Origin of the sequence: Bradyrhizobium sp. 179, assembly GCF_023073535.1 — a bacterium.
GTDB lineage: Bacteria > Pseudomonadota > Alphaproteobacteria > Rhizobiales > Xanthobacteraceae > Bradyrhizobium.
Genome location: NZ_JADPJR010000008.1, coordinates 1 through 18,555, shown reverse-complemented (window position 1 = coordinate 18,555; position 18,555 = coordinate 1). Strand labels below are relative to the sequence as shown.

15 protein-coding genes are annotated in these 18,555 nt (G+C 63.4%); 8 read left to right on the top strand and 7 right to left on the bottom strand.

Translation table 11 applies throughout. From position 1 onward, the window contains the following. Positions 1 to 2: 2 nt before the first annotated feature. From coaE to IVB12_RS01400, 3 genes are read right to left on the bottom strand one after another with little or no spacing between them, the layout of a single operon-like run. A complete protein-coding gene (gene coaE / locus IVB12_RS01410) occupies positions 3 to 602 on the bottom strand; it encodes a dephospho-CoA kinase (protein WP_247295054.1) in 600 nt (199 codons plus the stop codon). A gap of 22 nt (positions 603 to 624) precedes the next feature. Then, positions 625 to 1,233, bottom strand: coding sequence for a Maf family nucleotide pyrophosphatase (locus IVB12_RS01405; RefSeq protein ID WP_247294893.1), 609 nt, complete (start codon positions 1,231 to 1,233; stop codon positions 625 to 627). An 8-nt stretch (positions 1,234 to 1,241) separates the two neighbouring features. After that, positions 1,242 to 2,081: a pyruvate, water dikinase regulatory protein gene (locus IVB12_RS01400; RefSeq protein WP_247294891.1), complete on the bottom strand. Its 840-nt coding sequence runs from the start codon at positions 2,079 to 2,081 to the stop codon at positions 1,242 to 1,244. A 458-nt stretch (positions 2,082 to 2,539) separates the two neighbouring features. On the opposite strand from IVB12_RS01400, the gene hemJ reads away from it, so the two are divergent. The 7 genes from hemJ (at position 2,540) to IVB12_RS01365 (ending at position 11,103) form a co-directional block, all read left to right on the top strand. After that, on the top strand, positions 2,540 to 2,974 hold the full coding sequence (gene hemJ / locus IVB12_RS01395) for a protoporphyrinogen oxidase HemJ (RefSeq protein ID WP_247294889.1): 435 nt from the start codon (positions 2,540 to 2,542) through the stop codon (positions 2,972 to 2,974). 243 nt (positions 2,975 to 3,217) lie between these two features. Next, on the top strand, positions 3,218 to 4,483 hold the full coding sequence (gene rho / locus IVB12_RS01390; protein WP_247276610.1) for a transcription termination factor Rho: 1,266 nt from the start codon (positions 3,218 to 3,220) through the stop codon (positions 4,481 to 4,483). Between the two features lie 311 nt (positions 4,484 to 4,794). Beyond that, the gene (gene mnmE / locus IVB12_RS01385) at positions 4,795 to 6,153 is read left to right on the top strand and encodes a tRNA uridine-5-carboxymethylaminomethyl(34) synthesis GTPase MnmE (RefSeq protein ID WP_247294887.1); all 1,359 of its coding nucleotides are present in this window, start codon (positions 4,795 to 4,797) and stop codon (positions 6,151 to 6,153) included. A gap of 353 nt (positions 6,154 to 6,506) precedes the next feature. Beyond that, on the top strand, positions 6,507 to 8,387 hold the full coding sequence (mnmG, locus tag IVB12_RS01380) for a tRNA uridine-5-carboxymethylaminomethyl(34) synthesis enzyme MnmG (protein ID WP_247294885.1): 1,881 nt from the start codon (positions 6,507 to 6,509) through the stop codon (positions 8,385 to 8,387). Between the two features lie 141 nt (positions 8,388 to 8,528). Further along, positions 8,529 to 9,170 carry a 16S rRNA (guanine(527)-N(7))-methyltransferase RsmG gene (gene rsmG / locus IVB12_RS01375; RefSeq protein WP_247295052.1) on the top strand — a complete coding sequence of 214 codons (642 nt, stop codon included), beginning with the start codon at positions 8,529 to 8,531 and terminating at the stop codon, positions 9,168 to 9,170. Between the two features lie 30 nt (positions 9,171 to 9,200). Continuing rightward, entirely contained in the window at positions 9,201 to 10,070 is an 870-nt protein-coding gene (locus IVB12_RS01370) for a ParA family protein (protein WP_247294883.1), read from the top strand. Positions 10,071 to 10,218: 148 nt separating this feature from the next. Further along, entirely contained in the window at positions 10,219 to 11,103 is an 885-nt protein-coding gene (locus IVB12_RS01365; RefSeq protein ID WP_247294881.1) for a ParB/RepB/Spo0J family partition protein, read from the top strand. Positions 11,104 to 11,314: 211 nt separating this feature from the next. On the opposite strand, the gene holA is transcribed toward IVB12_RS01365, so the two are convergent. The 4 genes from holA to IVB12_RS01345 all read right to left on the bottom strand — a co-directional run bounded on the left by holA (position 11,315) and on the right by IVB12_RS01345 (position 17,589). After that, the gene (gene holA / locus IVB12_RS01360) at positions 11,315 to 12,343 is read right to left on the bottom strand and encodes a DNA polymerase III subunit delta (protein WP_247294879.1); all 1,029 of its coding nucleotides are present in this window, start codon (positions 12,341 to 12,343) and stop codon (positions 11,315 to 11,317) included. 113 nt (positions 12,344 to 12,456) lie between these two features. After that, entirely contained in the window at positions 12,457 to 13,008 is a 552-nt protein-coding gene (gene lptE, locus IVB12_RS01355; RefSeq protein WP_247294874.1) for an LPS assembly lipoprotein LptE, read from the bottom strand. Next, the gene (gene leuS / locus IVB12_RS01350; protein ID WP_247294872.1) at positions 12,995 to 15,619 is read right to left on the bottom strand and encodes a leucine--tRNA ligase; all 2,625 of its coding nucleotides are present in this window, start codon (positions 15,617 to 15,619) and stop codon (positions 12,995 to 12,997) included. Before leuS ends, lptE begins: the two co-directional genes overlap by 14 nt. 272 nt (positions 15,620 to 15,891) lie before the next feature. Then, positions 15,892 to 17,589 carry a diguanylate cyclase gene (locus tag IVB12_RS01345; RefSeq protein ID WP_247294870.1) on the bottom strand — a complete coding sequence of 566 codons (1,698 nt, stop codon included), beginning with the start codon at positions 17,587 to 17,589 and terminating at the stop codon, positions 15,892 to 15,894. Between the two features lie 108 nt (positions 17,590 to 17,697). On the opposite strand from IVB12_RS01345, the gene IVB12_RS01340 reads away from it, so the two are divergent. Continuing rightward, entirely contained in the window at positions 17,698 to 18,387 is a 690-nt protein-coding gene (locus tag IVB12_RS01340; RefSeq protein WP_247294868.1) for a YggS family pyridoxal phosphate-dependent enzyme, read from the top strand. Positions 18,388 to 18,555 lie beyond the last annotated feature (168 nt).

The window sequence follows — 18,555 nt, the reverse complement described above, 5'->3', positions numbered from 1 at the left end:
AATCAGGCTCGCCGCTGCGGCATCTTAACGACCTCGGCCAGGATGTGCTTGATTTGCGCCCGCACCGGCTCAAGTCCGTGTGACGTATCCACTACGAAATCGGCGCGCTTGCGCTTTTCGGCGTCGGGCATCTGCTTGGCGATGATGGCATCGAGTTTTGCTTCGTCCATCGTTCCCCGCGCCAGCACCCGCTCGCGCTGAAGTTCCGGTGAGGTCGAGACCACGACCACGGCGTCGACCCGTTTCTCGCCACCGGTCTCGAACAGGAGGGGAATGTCCAGGACCACGACGGGGACCTTGGCCGCTTCCGCATCGGCAAAGAATTTTTGCCGGGAGGCGCCGAGCATCGGATGGACGATCTGCTCGAGCTGCTTGATCGCGGCGGGATCGTGCACCACGCGCGCGGACAGTTTGGACCGGTCGACCTTGCCGTTGATGGTCGTGCCGGGGAAGGCAGCCTCGATCGCGGGAGCCGCTTCGCCCTCATACAAATGATGAACTGCGGCATCGGCGTCGTAGACGGGAACACCAGCCTCCGCGAACAATTTCGCGGTGGTGGATTTGCCCATCCCGATCGAGCCGGTCAATCCCAGGATCCGCATCAGCGCCCAGCCTGTCTGTCGTTTACACCGCAACTAGCCTCTCGCGGCGCAGGAACGCAAGCAGCGGCAGCAGCGGCAGGCCGAGAATGGTGGAATGGTCGCCCTCGATGCGCTCGAACAGATGGATGCCGAGACCCTCGAGCTGGTAGGCGCCGACGCTGGTGGTCACGGCAGCGCCGGCGGCGTCGAGATAGGCCGTAAGCTCCGCTTCCGTCATTTGCCGCATCGTCATACGGGCCACGGAAACATCCTCGAAAACAATCCTTCCGTCATGCGCCACCGCCACCGCCGAATTCAGCTCGTGGCTGTTGCCGGAGAGATCGCACAATTGTGCCATCGCCTGGGGACGGCCAGCAGGCTTGTTGAAGAGGTGCTCGCCAAGGGCCAGCGTCTGGTCGGCGCCTATCACATAGCTTCCGGGATGATGAGCCGAGACCACCTTGGCTTTCTCACGCGCCAGCAGCAGGGCGATCTCGCGCGGATTTGAGAGTTTCGAGGCCGCCTGGATGCCGCGCTCGTCGATATCAGCCGTGACGGCCACGAATTCGAGTCCAGCATTCGCCAACAGCATTTTCCGCGCGCTGCTCTGCGAGGCCAGGATCAGCGGAGATGTGCCGCGCCACAGACCCATGGCGACAACTATTCCGAAGGCCGGTTGCGTTGGCGATCGGTGTAGAGCTTCATGATCGCCGCGGCGGTTTCCTCGATCGAGCGCCTTGTGACATCCAGCAGTGGCCAGTCATGCTTGGCGCTGAGCTTGCGTGCGAATGCGACCTCCTCGGCGACCGCTTGCTTGTCGGTATAGGTGTCACTGCCGGAATTGGCGCCCATGGAGAGCAGGCGGTTCTGGCGCACCTGAATCAGGCGTTCCGGCGTCGCATGCAGGCTCACCACCAGCGGCCGCGTCAGGGTTTCCAATTGCGAGGGCACCGGAATGCCCGGAACCAGCGGCACATTGGCGGTGCGGATGCCGCGATTAGCGAGATAGATCGACGTCGGCGTCTTCGAAGTGCGGGACACACCCACCAGCACCACGTCGGCCTCGTCGAGGCCTTCGACATGCTGCCCATCGTCGTGGATCATGGTGTAGTTCAGCGCGTCGATGCGCTTGAAATATTCCGCATTGAGCACGTGCTGGGCGCCAACGCGACCCGTGGTCGCGGCGCCGAGATAGGCTTCGAACAGTTGCATCACCGGGCCGATGATCGACAGGCTCGGGACGTTGATCGCCTTGCACTTGTTCTCGAGCCTGGAGACCAGATCCTTCTCCAGCAGCGTGAACAGCACGATGCCCGGCGCCTCCTCGATCTCATCGAGCACGCGATCGAGCTGCTTTTGGCTGCGCACCAGCGGATAGACGTGCTCGACCGGCGTCACGTTGGCGTATTGGGCCGCGACCGCGCGGGCCACGGTGATCAGCGTCTCACCCGTGGAGTCGGAGACGAGGTGCAGATGGAAATAATTGTTCGAGGTCGGCACAAAAACCCTTTGTATGGAGGCGGTGTGATTTGTGGATTTCTGTGGAGCTTAACCCCTCGGAAAGGGTTGCGCGACAGCAGGGGCGGGACAACGGCCAATTTTCTTCACACCGCTGCCCGTCAGGACAAGTTTGCCGGTCCTCCGCGACGGCAACGGGATTGCGCGAACAACCCTCTTGATAAGCTGCCGACAGGCGGGCGCAAGCCCCTGAGCGCGGGTCAATTATTCCGACAGGCCAGACTAGCGCAGGATATGTTGATGGATGTGAACAAGCGCGCGTGAAGCCGCGGACGGAATTGTGTGAGTCCAATCCACGGTCACATAGACTCAAACCTTAAGAATCTAAGATTCTAGATTTGAGGAAGGCGCTACGGACGGATAAGTGTGCAGGGTAAGACCTTAACGAGTTCTTACTATCCCCAGCGTTTGGAATGCTCGGCAGGAATCCGGGGCGGCACATGTTTGAAGACCTCTATCTCTGGATCAAGGCGCTGCACGTGATCGCCGTCATCGCCTGGATGGCCGGCATGCTCTATCTGCCACGGCTGTTCGTCTACCATTCGGAGACCGAAATCGGCTCGAAGCAGTCCGAAACGTTCAAGACAATGGAGCGCCGGCTACTCAAGGCGATCATCAACCCCGCCATGATGGTCACTTGGCTGGCCGGGCTTTATCTCGCCTGGTCCGGCCATTGGTTCACCTCCGGCTGGCTGCACGTAAAACTGGCACTGGTCCTGGCAATGTCCGCGGTCCACGGCTTTTTTTCCCGCTGGCTGAGGGATTTCGCCCGCGACCGGCGCCCGCGGACCCAGAAATTCTATCGGATTATCAATGAGGTGCCGACAGTCCTGATGATTTTCATCGTGATCATGGTGATCGTGAAGCCGTTCTAGGCACGCGCGCGACGAATCCCTCGGCGCTTCGGCTTGCGGAGCAGGAAGCGATTTTCTATATTATCCGTATCCCACCCAACGCAGGCGGATGTGGTTGTGTCTGAGCTTTCCAGAGGCCGGACACCGCATCAGGTTTGAAGCCTCACCGGCACTCTCCTTGCCAGACCTGCGGACCTTACCTTCTCACGTCCGCATTTCAGCCTCCTCGCACCCCTTCCAAGGTTACCCCACAGGACCATCCCAATGCGGGAAATTAAACTTCAGGACCTCAAGTCGAAAACCCCGGCCGAGCTGGTCTCGTTCGCGGAAGAGAACGGGGTCGAGAATGCCAGCACCATGCGCAAGCAGGAGCTGTTGTTCGCTATCCTCAAGCAGCTTTCGCTGGCCGAGACCGACATCGTCGGCGAGGGCGTCGTCGAGGTGCTGTCCGACGGCTTCGGCTTCCTCCGCTCGCCCGATGCGAATTATCTGCCGGGTCCGGACGACATCTACGTTTCGCCCTCGCAGATCCGCCGGTTCGGCTTACGCACCGGCGACACCCTCGAAGGCCATATCCGCAGCCCGAAGGAGGGCGAGCGCTATTTCGCGCTGCTGAAGGTCAACACGCTCAATTTCGAGGATCCGGAGAAGGCCAAGCACAAGGTCAATTTCGACAACCTCACGCCGCTGTTTCCGAATCAGCGCTTCCGCATGGAGATCGACGATCCCACGCGAAAGGATCTCTCCGCACGCGTGATCGACATCGTCGCGCCCATCGGCAAGGGCCAGCGCGCCTTGATCGTCGCGCCGCCGCGCACCGGCAAAACCGTGCTGATGCAGAACATCGCGCATTCGATCACGCACAATCATCCCGAATGCTATCTGATCGTGCTCCTGATCGACGAGCGCCCGGAAGAAGTCACGGATATGCAGCGTTCGGTGAAGGGCGAGGTGGTGTCCTCGACGTTCGACGAGCCTGCGGTGCGCCACGTCCAGGTCGCCGAGATGGTGATCGAGAAGGCCAAGCGCCTGGTCGAGCATGGCCGCGACGTCGTGATCCTGCTCGATTCGATCACGCGCTTGGGTCGTGCCTACAACACCGTGGTGCCGTCATCCGGCAAGGTGCTGACCGGCGGTGTCGACGCCAACGCGCTGCAGCGCCCGAAGCGCTTCTTCGGCGCGGCCCGCAACATCGAGGAGGGCGGCTCGCTGACCATCATCGCGACGGCGCTGGTCGATACCGGCAGCCGCATGGACGAAGTCATCTTCGAAGAGTTCAAGGGCACCGGCAACTCGGAGCTGATCCTGGACCGCAAGGTCTCGGACAAGCGCACCTTCCCGGCGATCGACATCTCGCGCTCCGGCACCCGCAAGGAGGAGCTCATCACCGATCCGCAGGTGCTCAAGAAGATGTACGTGCTCCGCCGCATCCTGAACCCGATGGGCACCATGGACGCGATCGACTTCCTGCTCGACAAGCTGCGCTCAACCAAGAGCAATTCGGAGTTCTTCGACTCGATGAACACCTGAGTGCAGTGCAACGGAAAGTTGGAGGGCGCCCTCGGGGCGCCCTTCTTGTGCAGCTATGCTGCAGTGAACCTGCAGCATAGCAAGCGGCTTGTTACATAGCCCGATTTTAGTTAAGTCATTGATATAGGACGATAATGTTTTGAATTCGGTGAGCCTGCCGAGTTGAGCGGCTGCGTTCTGCAGCAAAAATGCTGTACTAATGCTGCACCGCAATATCATCTTTCCGCTGCGGGATGTGGCGCAGCAAAATCATGCCACCTGGCGTCCGAAATGGAGGTTTGCCTTTTCTCCGGCAGCCGGACAAATAGGCCATGCATCCGCAAGACCAGACCATCTTTGCGCTGTCGTCCGGCCGTCCGCCAAGCGCGATTGCGGTGGTGCGCGTCTCCGGGCCACGGGCTGGCTTGGCGCTGACGACGTTGGCCGGTGAACTGCCGGCGCCGAGGCACGCCAGCCGCAGGTTGCTCCGTGACGCCACGGGCCAGCCGATCGATGATGCGGTCGTGCTCTGGTTTCCGGGGCCGGCAAGTGCGACCGGCGAGGACGTCGCCGAATTCCACGTCCATGGCGGCCGCGCTGTGCTCTCGGCGCTCCTCGCTGCAATTTCTGCAATCCCGAACACGCGAGCGGCCGAGCCCGGCGAGTTCACGCGGCGTGCATTCGAGAACGGCAAGCTCGACCTCACCGAGGCCGAGGGCCTCGACGATCTCATCCACGCCGATACCGAGCGCCAGCGGCGTCAAGCGCTGCGCCAGTTGCAGGGCCTGCTCGGCAATCGTGCACGCGATTGGCGCGAACGTATCATCGAAGCTTCGGCCTTGATCGAAGCCGGCATCGATTTCTCGGATGAGGGCGACGTGCCTGCCGAGCTTCTGGCGCCCGCCGTCAAGGCGATCGGAGCGCTGCATGGCGAAATTGCAGGAGTCATTGCGGCACAGGGCCAAGCTGAACGGCTGCGCGATGGCCTGGTGGTCGCGATCGCAGGCGAGCCGAATGTCGGCAAGTCGACGCTGATCAATCAGCTCGCACGCCGCGAGGTTGCGATCGTCTCGCCGTACGCCGGCACCACACGCGATGTGATCGAGGTGCAGCTCGACCTCGACGGCTACCCCGTCACGCTGATCGACACCGCCGGCATTCGCGAGACCGACGATCCTGTCGAGCAAGAGGGCGTGCGCCGGGCACGGGCCAGGGCCGAAGACGCGGATCTCGTGCTGTGGCTGGTGGAGGGATCGCAGACCATCGATCCGGACGCGACGCGGTTGCTGCGGAAGGCCGGCGGCGGGAATGGTCCGCCTGGCGGCTCGATCTGGATCGTGCGCAACAAGGTCGATCTCGGTGGGGGCGGGGAAGCGGGGGGGCACGGCGACTTCGCGATCTCCGCGAGCCAGGGCGATGGCATCCCTCAGCTGGTCGATGCTCTCGTGCAATTCGCCTCTGAATTCTTCGGGAGCAGCGAGGGTGCATTGGTGACTCGGGCACGCCAACGCGAGCTGTTGCGCCAAGCGGCAGACAGCTTGCGCCGGAGTTTGGAGCTTGTAGAAGAGGGCGAAGAGCTCGCCGCCGAAGAATTGCGTGGCGCGGCCTATGCCTTGGGCCGGCTGCTCGGCCGGGTGGACGTGGAAGACGTGCTCGGCGCCATTTTCCAGAAATTTTGCATCGGAAAGTAGGATTAGTTCTTCATTGTAGAACTAGCCTTTGTTCCACTCTTTGCGTTTCACGTGAACAAATGCTGTGGTTCCTTTGCCTCGTGAAACGGTTGGGGCGCCGGCCGCCCTTACGAGCATCACTGCACGATAATCCAGACTGCCCACGAAAGATTCTGGGATCGCGTCGCGGCGATATCTTTTGATCATTTCAGTGATTTTGTTTCACCTGAAACGCAGCAGGTTCAATAGCTCGTCTACTGTGCATGGGGTTGTTTTCGCGGAATCGCTTTCCCCTCGAATGCTCCGTTTCACGTGAAACATCTCCGCCTAGTTTCCACTTCCGGCTTTCACACCTCTGAGCTAGAAGTTGGCTCATGCGAACAGAGCGAGAGAACTACGACGTCATCGTCATTGGCGGCGGTCACGCCGGCTGTGAGGCCGCGGCGGCTGCTGCTCGGATGGGTGCAACAACCGCTCTTGTGACGCATCGTTTCTCGACCGTCGGCGCGATGTCCTGCAACCCCGCCATTGGCGGTCTCGGCAAGGGTCATCTGGTCCGCGAAGTCGATGCGCTCGATGGTCTGATGGGCCGGGTCGCCGATGCCGGCGGCATCCAATTTCGTGTCCTCAATCGCCGCAAGGGCCCGGCGGTCCGTGGTCCTCGCGCTCAGGCCGACCGAAGGCTCTATGCGGCCGCGATGCAGGCCGCGATCCGGGAGACCGAGGGTCTTTCCGTCCTCGGGGGGGAGGCCGACGAGCTGATCGTGGTGGAAGGCCGGGTCATCGGCCTGCGCCTGACCGACGGCCGGAAGCTTCGGGCAGGGGCGATTGTCGTCACCACCGGCACCTTCCTGCGCGGTCTGATCCATCTCGGGGAGAAGAATTGGCCCGCCGGTCGCGTCGGCGAGGCACCGGCGATGGGCCTTTCTGGCTCCTTTGAGCGCGCCGGCTTCACCCTCGGGCGGCTGAAGACGGGGACTCCCCCCCGCCTGGACGGCACCACGATCGATTGGTCGGCGGTCGAAATGCAGCCCGGAGACGAACCGCCTGAGCCGTTCTCGGTGATGACGGAACGGATCACGACGTCGCAGATCCAGTGCGGCATCACCCGGACCACCTCGGCGACGCATGAAGTGATCCGCGCCAATGTCCATCGCTCCCCGATGTATTCCGGCCAGATCAAGAGTTCCGGTCCGCGTTATTGTCCGTCAATCGAGGATAAGATCGTCCGCTTCGGCGACCGTGACGGCCATCAGATCTTCCTGGAGCCGGAAGGGCTCGACGATACGACTGTCTATCCCAACGGCGTCTCGACCTCGCTCCCTGAGGAGGTCCAGCTCGCGATCCTCGCCAGCATCCCCGGCCTGGAGCGGGTGAAGATGGTCCGTCCGGGGTACGCCATCGAATACGACCACATCGATCCCCGCGAGCTCGATCCGACCCTCCAGACCAAGCGTCTGCGCGGTCTGTTCCTGGCCGGGCAGATCAACGGCACCACCGGATACGAAGAAGCCGCCGGGCAGGGCATCGTGGCCGGCGTCAACGCAGCGCTCTCCGCGAGCGGGGCGGCGCTAACGGTGTTCGACCGGGCGGATGGCTATCTCGGTGTGATGATCGACGATCTCGTCACCCGCGGGATCAGCGAGCCCTATCGGATGTTCACCTCCCGGGCGGAATACCGGCTGACGCTGCGGGCCGACAATGCGGATCAACGTCTGACCGAGAAGGGCATCGCCTTGGGGTGTGTCGGCAGTGCCCGCATGCAGCATCATCGCGCCAAGATGGATGCGCTGAACGCAGCCCGCGCGCTCTCGAAGTCGCTTGCGATCACCCCGAACGAGGCGATCAAGCACGGACTCTCCCTGAACCGCGATGGCCAGCGCCGGTCCGCCTTCGAACTGATGGCCTATCCGGATATCGGCTGGAGCCAGGTCCGGGCGATCTGGCCGGAGCTGTCGGCGATCGACCCCGTCATCGCGACCCACCTCGAAACCGACGCCAAATACGACGTCTATCTGGAGCGCCAGAGCGCCGACGTCGAAGCCTTCCGGCGCGACGAGGGGATGGTGCTGTCGGAGGTCGATTATCAGCAGGTCCCCGGTCTCTCCAATGAGGTGCGGACCAAGCTGGAGAAGGCCCGACCGTTCACGGTCGGCCAGGCCGGCCGGATCGATGGGATGACGCCGGCGGCGCTCGGCATTCTCGCAGCCTATCTGCGGCGTGAGGCACGGAAGACCTCAAAGGCGATTGCATAGAGGTTTCACGTGAAACAGCGCGGGCCGGGGGGCGGCAGATCGTCATCAGGAAAACCTGCGGCGGGCGAGGGTGCCGGTCGACGGCCCGAGCCGAGGCTGATCAGACCGAAGATCGACAACGCCGGCACCAACGATCAATCGCTGGACGCCGTCATCGCTGCTGACAAGATTGCGGCGCTCAAGCTCGCGCCTGTTTCGGTTGAAACGGAAGACCGGCTCGATCGCTACATCGCCTTGCTCCGCGAGTGGCAGGCCAAGACCAACCTCGTTGCGCCATCGACCCTGCCGCACCTTTGGACCCGGCACATCGCCGACTCGCTTCAGCTCGTGGATCTCGCACCGGCGGCAAAACGATGGGCCGACCTCGGCAGCGGCGGTGGCTTTCCGGGCATCGTCCTGGCCTGCGCCATGGCCGGGAGGCCCGATGCTCGCGTCCATCTTGTCGAGCGAATCGCCAAAAAGGCCGCGTTCCTGCGCGAAGCGATCCGCGTCACGACATCTCCGGGGATCGTACATCTCGCTGAAATCGGGGATAATGTGGATAGAATCACCGGCCCCGTCGATTGCGTCACCGCGCGTGCGCTCGCTCCGCTACATCAACTCATCGGCTTTGCGGAGCCGCTGATACGCCAGGGCGCAAAAGCGTTATTTCTCAAGGGTCAAGATGTAGAGGCTGAATTGACCGAAGCCGCTAAACATTGGAATATTCGGCCTCGGCTTCATCCAAGCCGCACCGGCGACGGCTGGATCGTGGAGCTTGAGACCGCCGAACGGCGGAGCTGAGGCGCTAAGGGGTTTGAGTGGGGAATTGCGATGACCGTGATTGACGAGCCGCAGCAAGAAAAGACCGCGCAAGAACAGGCAGCTGAGGTGCCGCATGGCCACCCGCGCATCCTGGCGCTGGCAAATCAGAAGGGCGGCGTCGGAAAAACAACCACAGCGATTAACCTCGGCACGGCGCTCGCCGCGATTGGCGAACGCGTCCTGATCGTCGATCTCGATCCGCAGGGCAACGCCTCGACCGGCCTCGGCATCGATCGCCGCAACCGTAGCTGTTCGACCTACGACGTGCTGGTCGGCGAAGCCGCCTTGCGCGAGGCTGTGGTCTCGACCGCGGTGCCGCGGCTGCACATCGCGCCCTCGACCATGGATCTGTCCGGCCTTGAACTCGAGCTCGGCACCACGCCCGGCCGCGCCTTCAAGCTGCGCGACGCCATCGGTGCGCTCAACAACAATGTCTCGCCGGATGCCGACTACACGTACGTGCTGATCGACTGCCCGCCTTCGCTCAACCTGCTCACGGTCAACGCCATGGCGGCGTCCGATGCGATCCTGGTACCGCTGCAATGCGAATTCTTCGCGCTCGAAGGTCTGTCGCAATTGCTGCAGACCGTGGAGCAGGTGCGCTCGACGCTCAACCCGAACCTGTCGATCCACGGCATCGTGCTGACCATGTTCGACTCGCGTAACAACCTCTCGAACCAGGTCGTCGCCGACGTCCGCCAGTTCATGGGCGAGAAAGTCTACAAGACAATGATCCCGCGCAACGTGCGCATCTCGGAAGCGCCGTCCTACGGCAAGCCGGTGCTGGTCTACGACCTCAAATGCGTCGGCAGCGAAGCGTATTTGCGGCTCGCCACCGAGGTGATCCAGCGCGAGCGCGAGCTGCGGACGACGCATTGATCTGACTTGTAGGGTGGGTTAGCCGAAGGCGTAACCCACCATGTCTATCTCCACGGAAACAAAAGAGGTGGGTTACGCTTCGCTAACCCACCCTACGATTCGAAATTCAGTTCTGGAGTGCGCTCAAGTGAATCCAAGGGAGCTGGCGATGGCCGACGAAGCGCGTTCGCGACTGGGCCGGGGTCTTGCGAGTCTGATCGGTGATGTCGGCGGCGAGGCTCAGCATGTCGATCGCCCGCGCGCGCAGCGCAAGGTGCCGATCGAATTCATCAAAGCCAATCCGCGCAATCCGCGTCGCACCTTTTCGGAGGCCGAGCTCAAGGAGCTCTCCGACTCCATCAAGCAGCACGGTGTGATCCAGCCGATCGTGGTGCGTCCGGTGAAGGGCGCGCAGGATCGCTACGAGATCATCGCCGGCGAGCGGCGCTGGCGCGCCTCGCAAATGGCTGGCCTGCATGAAGTGCCGATCGTCCCGGTCGACATCAGCGACAGCGATGCGCTGGAGTTCGCGATCGTCGAGAACGTGCAGCGCGAAGACCTCAACCCGATGGAAGAGGCGCAGGGCTATCACGCGCTTGCCAACGAGTTCAAACGCAGCCAGGACGACATCGCAAAAGTCGTCGGCAAGAGCCGCAGCCACGTCGCCAACATGATGCGTCTGACGAAGCTGCCGGCCGAGGTGCAGGCCTTGATCGCAACCGGCGAGCTGACGGCTGGCCATGCTCGCGCACTGATCGGCGTGCCCGATCCGCTCGCGGCCGCCAAGCGCATCGTCGAGGAGGGCCTCAACGTCCGTCAGACCGAGGCGCTTGCGCATGAAGAGGGCGTGCCGGAGCGCAAGCCGCAGAAGGCGCGCGCTGGGGCGAAGGAAAAGGACCCCGATACGGTCGATCTCGAAAAGCGCGTCAGCGACGCGCTCGGTCTCAAGGTCACGGTCAATCACCGCGATCCTGGCGGCTCCGTGCAGATCAACTATCGCAACCTCGATCAGCTCGACGAGGTGATGAAGCGGCTCGCGAAGGGCGCGCTGTAGCTTGCGCGTCGTTCCGGGTTCGCCTCCGTCAGGCATCCCGGAATGAGGCTGAGTTTCTGATCGAATCTACTTCCACATCGTCATTGTGAGCGAAGCAAAGCAAATCCAGAATCTTTCCGCGGAGGGATTCTGGATTGCTTCGTCGCAAGGGCTCCTCGCAATGACGGCGTTGCGAGAGTTACGGTCGCGATGACGCGTGGAGAGAGCCGGCTCAGCCTCGCCGCTTCGCATTCGCGGCGATCGCCATCAGCGTGCGCTGGGCGATGGCGGCGGCGAGGGTGGATTGCTTGCGGGTGTCGAGCGCGGCGGTCGCGAGCTGCTCGATGATGGCGGCGAGCCGGGCCGGGCTGAAATTGCGCAGCGCCGTTTCGACCGCGGGCTTGCGCGAGAAGTGCAGCCGTGGAAAGCCGCCGTCGAGCACGGCTGAGGCCGGCGTCCCGTCGGCAATCGCGAGCGCCGATTTGTGCAGCCACGCGGCCTGGCGCTGCGCGGCGGAGATGATCACGCCGGGATAGGTGCCGGCGATCATCGCCTTGGCGAATTCGGTCTCGACAATGTCGGGCCGGCCGGCAAAAGCGCCATCGACGATGGGATCGAGCTTCAGCTCGGAGGCGTCGGCAACCACGGACATCACATCATCCAGCGTGACCTCGCCCTTGCCGTGGGCATAGAGCGTGAGCTTGCGCAGCTCGTTGCGCGAGGCCTGGCGGTCGCCGCCAAGGAACGACATCAGCGCCGCGCGGGCGTCCGGCGCGATGCGCAGATTGGCGATGCGGAGCTCGTCCTCCATCAGCTTGGCAAGGTCGCGCTCGGTGTCGGGATAGCAGCCGATCGCGACCGCCGTCTTGGCGCGCTCGCAAGCCTTGCGCAGCGGCGATTCCGGGCGCAGCTCGCCGGCCTCGATCACGATGCGGCAATCCTTTACGTTCATCTCGGCCAGGGTGTCGATGCCGCTGGTAAAGCTGCGCGAGCCGGCGCGGACGCGGATGGCGCGGCGGCCGCCGAACAGCGGCACCGTCATGGCCTCGTCGACGAGGCGCGACGGCTCGGCGGAGAGCTCGTCGCCGTCGAGCTTGACCAGCGAGAATGGATCGTTGGGATCGTCGACGGCGGATGCGATCAGCGCATCGGCGCGCTCGCGCACGAGGCCCGCGTCGGGACCGTAGAGCAGGATGATCGCTCGGCCCGCATCGGGGCGGGCGAGGAAGGCATCGATCTCTTTTCCGCGCAGCGCGACCATGTTGCCTCAAGGGCGTCATTCCGGGGCGGCTCGAAGAGCCGAACCCGGAATCTGTATCTGCAGTTTCTGGATACCGGGTTCATGCTTCGCATGCCCCGGAATGACCGCGAGGGTCAGGTACCCGCGGTGAAGAACGAGGCGAGCCGGGTGTTGATGTTCTCCGCGATCTCGTTGGCGGCACGATCTTCGGCGTCGCGCACGGCGCGGTTGCGGGAGAAGCGCTGATAGGAGCCGGGCATGTCGTAGGACACACGCGAGAAGGTGGTCCCGGTCATCACCGATTTTCCGGTCGCGACGTCGATCAGATTGTATTGCGCATCGATGCCGTAATTTTCGCTGGTCGGCAGTCCCGTCGCGGCGCTCACGATCAGGGACGAGCGGGAGGTGGTGAAGCGGATCTCCAGGCGGTGGGTCGGCGGCATTCCCGTCGCCGTGCCGTAGAGCTTGAAGGCCAGGGCATTGCGGACCTCGACGCCAACGCGCGCCTCGCGGGAGGCGTTCGCTTTGGCGATCGGCGGCAGCTCGACGCCCATCAGCTTCTCGCGCAGCCCAGGGGTGCCGTCGTTGCGTTCGGCATACATCGGCTGGAAGCAGCCGGCCGTCAGCGCCGCCAGGGCGGCGACCGCCAGCAAGCGGGCTGCGATGCGGATCCTAGCCGACAACATTCACGATCCTCTTGGGGACGATGATCACCTTGCGGACGGGCTTGCCGTCCAGGGCCAGCTTTACCGCATCGAGGGCCAAAACGGCAGCCTCGATTTCCGGATTCTGGGCCAGTGTTGCAACTGTGACCTCACCCCGCTTCTTGCCGTTGACCTGAACCACCAGGGTCACGCTGTCTTCAACCAGCAAATCGCGTTCGATTTGGGGCCAATTGGCCTCCGAAACCAGCCCGCTCTGGCCCAAAGCCTGCCAGCACTCCTCGGCCAGATGCGGCATCATCGGGGAGAACAGCTGGACCAGGATCTGGCTGGCCTCCCGGATGGCCCAGGCCAGGTCCGCGGCAGGCTGGCCGGGGCGCTGGAGCACCTCGGACAGGGCATTGGCGAATTCGCGGATATGGGCCAGGCAGACATTGAAATGCAGTCGCTCGATGCCGGTCGTGACCTTGTCCAGGGCGCCATGGGCGGCCTTGCGCAAGGCCGTGGCATCTGCTCCGAACGAAGCCGGCCGGGCCGCCGGCGCGTCCTTGCCGAGTTCCTTCGCATCGTTCACCAGCCGCCACAGCCGCTGCACGAAGCGCGATGCGCCCTGGACGCGCTCGTCGCTCCAGATCACGTCGCGATCGGGCGGGGAGTCTGACAGCATGAACCAGCGGGCGACGTCGGCGCCGTAGGTCTCGATGATGTCGTCGGGATCGACAGTGTTCTTCTTCGACTTCGACATCTTCTCGATCGGACCGATCTGGATGTCTTCGCCGGTCGCGAGCAGCGTGGCGCGGCGACCATTGCCGCCAACCTCGACCTTGACCTCGGCCGGCTGCACATAGGAGCCGTCGGCCTTCTGGTAGGTCTCGTGCACCACCATGCCTTGTGTGAACATGCCGGCAAACGGCTCGTCGAGCGCGATGTGTCCAGTCGCCTTCATCGCGCGAGTGAAGAAGCGGCTGTAGAGCAGATGCAGGATCGCGTGCTCGACGCCGCCGATATACTGATCAACCGGCAGCATCCGGTTGGCGACCGCAGGCGTCGTCGGCGCGCTCTCGTTCCAGGGATCGGTGAAGCGCGCGAAGTACCAGGACGAATCCACGAAAGTGTCCATGGTGTCGGTCTCACGCTGCGCCTTCGCCCCGCATTTCGGGCAGGTGACGTGTTTCCAGGTCGGATGATGATCGAGCGCGTTGCCCGGCCTGTCGAATGTCGCATCATCCGGCAGCTTCACCGGCAAATCGGCATCCGGCACCGGCACCACATCGCATTTCGGGCAATGGATGACGGGAATCGGGCAGCCCCAATAGCGCTGGCGCGAAATGCCCCAGTCGCGCAGGCGGAAATTAACCTGCCGCTCGCCGACCGGCGCGTTGCCGCGCAGCTCGCCTTCAAGCCGCTTCGCCACCTCTTCCTTGGCCTGATCGATCGTCATGCCGTCGAGGAAGCGGGAATTGATCATGCGGCCGTCACCGTCATAGGCGGTATCGGTGATGACGAACGATTTGGGATCCTGCCCCTCGGGGCACACCACCGGCGTGTTGCCGAGGTTGTACTTGTTGACGAAGTCGAGGTCGCGCTGGTCGTGCGCGGGGCAGCCGAAGATCGCGCCGGTGCCGTATTCCATCAGCACGAAGTTGGCGACATAAACCGGCAGCTTCCAGGAGGAATCGAACGGGTGCACCGCGCGGATGCCGGTGTCGAAGCCCTGCTTCTCCGCGGTGTCGATGACCTCCTGCGCGGTGCCGATCTTCTTGATCTCGGTGATGAACTCCGCAAGCGCAGGGTTCTTCGCGGCGGCCGCCTGCGCCAGCGGATGATCCGCCGAGATCGCCATGAACCTCGCGCCGAACAGCGTGTCCGGGCGCGTCGTGAAAATCTTCAGCTCGCTTTCGCCGGCCGGCGTCGTCGCCGCGTCCAGCGCAAAGCGGATCAACAGGCCTTCCGAGCGGCCGATCCAGTTGCGCTGCATTAGCCGCACCTTGTCGGGCCAGCGGTGGAGCCCGTCCAGCGCCGACAGCAGCTCCTGCGAGTACTTCGTGATCTTGAAGACCCACTGGTTCATCTCGCGCTGCTCGACGACGGCGCCGGAACGCCAGCCACGGCCGTCGATTACCTGCTCGTTGGCGAGCACGGTCATGTCGACGGGGTCCCAGTTCACCTTGCGCTTCTCGCGCTCGGCGAGCCCTTCGCGCAGGAAGTCGAGAAACATCTTCTGCTGGTGCTTGTAGTAGGAGGGATCGCAGGTCGCGATCTCTCTGGACCAGTCCAGCGACAGCCCGATCGAGCGGAGCTGCTTCTTCATCGCGGCGATGTTGTCGTAGGTCCAGGCCTTGGGTGCCACCTTGCGCTCGATCGCGGCGTTCTCGGCCGGCAGGCCGAAGGCGTCCCAGCCCATCGGGTGCAGCACGTTGAACCCCTTGGCGCGCATGAACCGGGCCAGTACGTCGCCGAGTGTATAGTTGCGGACATGACCGATATGGATGCGCCCGGAGGGGTAGGGGAACATCTCGAGGACGTAATATTTCGGCCGCGGATCGTCGTTTCGGGAGACGAAGATCGCCTGTTCGTCCCAGAGGCGTTGCCAGCGCGGTTCGGCGTCGCGAGCATTGTAGCGTTCGGAGGTCATGGAATCGTTGGGTTTTCGTGGGTTCGGCCGGCTAAAGACGGCGGACTAGGCCATAAAAGCCTGGAAGGGGTCAATGGGTTGCCGAACGCCGACAGATTTCACGTTTTCCGCTTCAAACTTCCGGTTCGCTACCGAGGTAGGTCCAGTTTGAGGTGCAATTAACGAGCTGAGCGCCAGTCTCGCGCGCGGCAACCGCGCGCTCTATCTTGCAAAGCTCAGCGCCCGCAATCGCGCCGTTGCGGAGCGCGCGCTCGAGCGGGGCGGGTGGCCGGCTAGCCTGCCATCGCGATCTCAGTCGCGCCGGTCTCGATCGCCTGCACGCCGTGCTCGACGACGTTGTTGCGGCCGCGGTGTTTTGCGGCGTAGAGCGCGGCGTCGGCGGCTTCGATGAGGTCACCGGGGCGCAGTGTCTCGTTTGGCTTCGTCGCTGCAACGCCGATCGAGACGGTGACGATCATATGCGCGGAGGTGATGTGCGGCAGGCAGAGTTTCAACACGGCCGCGCGCACGAGTTCGCCGATTTCGACGGCGCGGGCCACGTCGGTGTTCGGCAGCAGCAGACAGAATTCCTCGCCGCCATAGCGCGCCGCGAAACCCATCGTGTCGGCGGCAATGCCGGACAGCGATTCGCCGAGCCGGGTCAGGCAGGAATCGCCTTCGAGATGGCCATAAGTATCGTTGAAGAGCTTGAAGTGGTCGACGTCGATCATCAGAAGCGCGAGGTCGCTGCCATATTGCTGGGCGCGCATCCATTCGAAATCGAGCCGGCTCTGGAAGCCGCGACGGTTTGCGAGACCGGACAGCATGTCGATCGATGCCATCACCGTTAGGCGGTCGTTGCTCGCGATCAGCTCGCGCTCGCGCTGACTCAATTGCGCGGCCATCGCATTGAACGCGCGGGCCAGCGGCACGAACTCGGCGGGCAGGCGAGTACGCGCCGCCCGCGCCGACAGATCGCCTTCGCCGAGACGCTTGGCCATGTCGGCCAGCATCTCGATCGGCTTGATCACCAGTTTCTCGGCGGCGATCAGCGCGCCGAGCAGGACGAACACGACGACGAAGGCGAGCTGAAGATAGGCGGTGCGGATGTCGCGGCTCACCGCCGCGGACACCTTGTCCTCGTCGATGCTCGCGATCAGGCGCGCATTGGTGCCGGCGATGCGGATGTAGCTGACCGCGCGGCGGGAGCCGTCGGCAGCTAGAAAGGACAGCGCGCCTTCATCCTGGTCGGACCGCAGCGCCCTGTCGGCGATCGCCGACATCAGCGGCATGTTGTCGAGGGGACGGCCGACCGCGCTGTGCTGGTCGGCGGGCGCGGCCAGTACGGCGCCGGCGCTGTCGACGAGAACCGCCGTGATGCCGGCGCGTCCGCCGAGATTGCTCATAACCTTCGACATCCAGTCGAGGTTGACGGTGGCGAGCACGACGGCATCCGGGACGCCGCTGAAGGCGGACACCGGGTAAGCCGCCATGACGGTCGGCGTCGGCGCGGGCCGGGACAGGATGAAGTCGCTCAGCACGAAGCGGCCGGTTTCCTGTGCCTGCAGGAAGTAGGGCCGGTCACTGAGATCGAGGCCGACATACATGTTGTTGGTGGCGCACTGGATGCGGCCGTCCTGGCCCGCGATCAGAAGCGTGCGGATCCAGGGCAGGCTCGACGGCAGGCTCGCACGCAGCACGTCGCAGCTCTTGCTGATGCCGCCGGCGGAGGCCCGGATGAAGGCCTCCGATTTCAGGATGGTCTCGACCGACGAGATCACCTCGCGCTGCGCATCGGCGCTGTGCCTTGCGACCGTGGTGAATTCGGCGGCGGCCTGCGCGATCTGCCGCGCGCGCGTGTCTTCGAGCGAACGGATGCGCTCGAGCATCAAGGGGGCGACCAGAATCACCGCGAGCAACGCGAGCCGCGCCCGGATTCCGAGAACCTGCTTGAGTTTGGCTCGTTTGCGGTTGAGACTGACGCTTGCCATCTTCGCTACCCACCCCATGGGCAAGGTAAAGCGAAGGGTTCAAAAACTCTTTCTTGAACTCGGTAAAATTGGACTTACCTGCGGTTACGACTACAACTGATCGACGTCATGACAGAAGCCAACGCCGCGCCGGCAACCGGCCACTCACCAAACGGACTCGCCGCAGTTGAGGCCGAAATTGCACGTGCCTGCAAGGATGCGCAGCGCGATCGCGCCTCCGTGACGCTGATCGCCGTGTCCAAGACTTTCGCCGCGGATATGATTACCCCGGTGATCGACGCCGGACAGCGCGTATTCGGCGAGAATCGGGTCCAGGAGGCCAAAGGCAAGTGGCCCGCGTTAATGTCTGTCTACTCGGACGTCGCGCTGCATTTGATCGGGCCGCTGCAATCCAACAAGGCGAAGGAGGCGGTCGCGCTGTTCGATGCCATCCATTCGGTCGACCGTCCGAGCATTTGCCAAGCGTTAGCCAAGGAAATCGAATCCCAGAACAAGCACCCGCAGCTGTTCGTCCAGATCAACACCGGCGAGGAGCCGCAGAAGGCCGGCGTCGCGCCCGGCGAGGCCGATGCCTTCCTGGCGAGCTGCCGCGACACCTATGGGCTGACGATTTCCGGCCTGATGTGCATCCCGCCGATCGACGAACCGCCGGCGGCGCACTTTGCTCTCACCGCCAAGATCGCGGCGCGCAATGGCCTGAAGAACCTGTCGATGGGCATGAGCGCGGATTTTGTGACCGCGATCATGCTCGGCGCCACCCATGTCCGCGTGGGAAGTGCGATCTTCGGGCACCGGTGAGAGCCGTAGGCGAAGCGTCGTGCGGGTAACGGTCTTGATTTCGTCATTGCGAGCGAAGCGAAGATTCCCTGGGGGTGGATAGCGACCAAGTCTGAGGCCAGACTGAGGTTGCATCCATTCAACCTGGAGACGACGATGTTGCTCGATCATCCTATCGACGGACCGGCC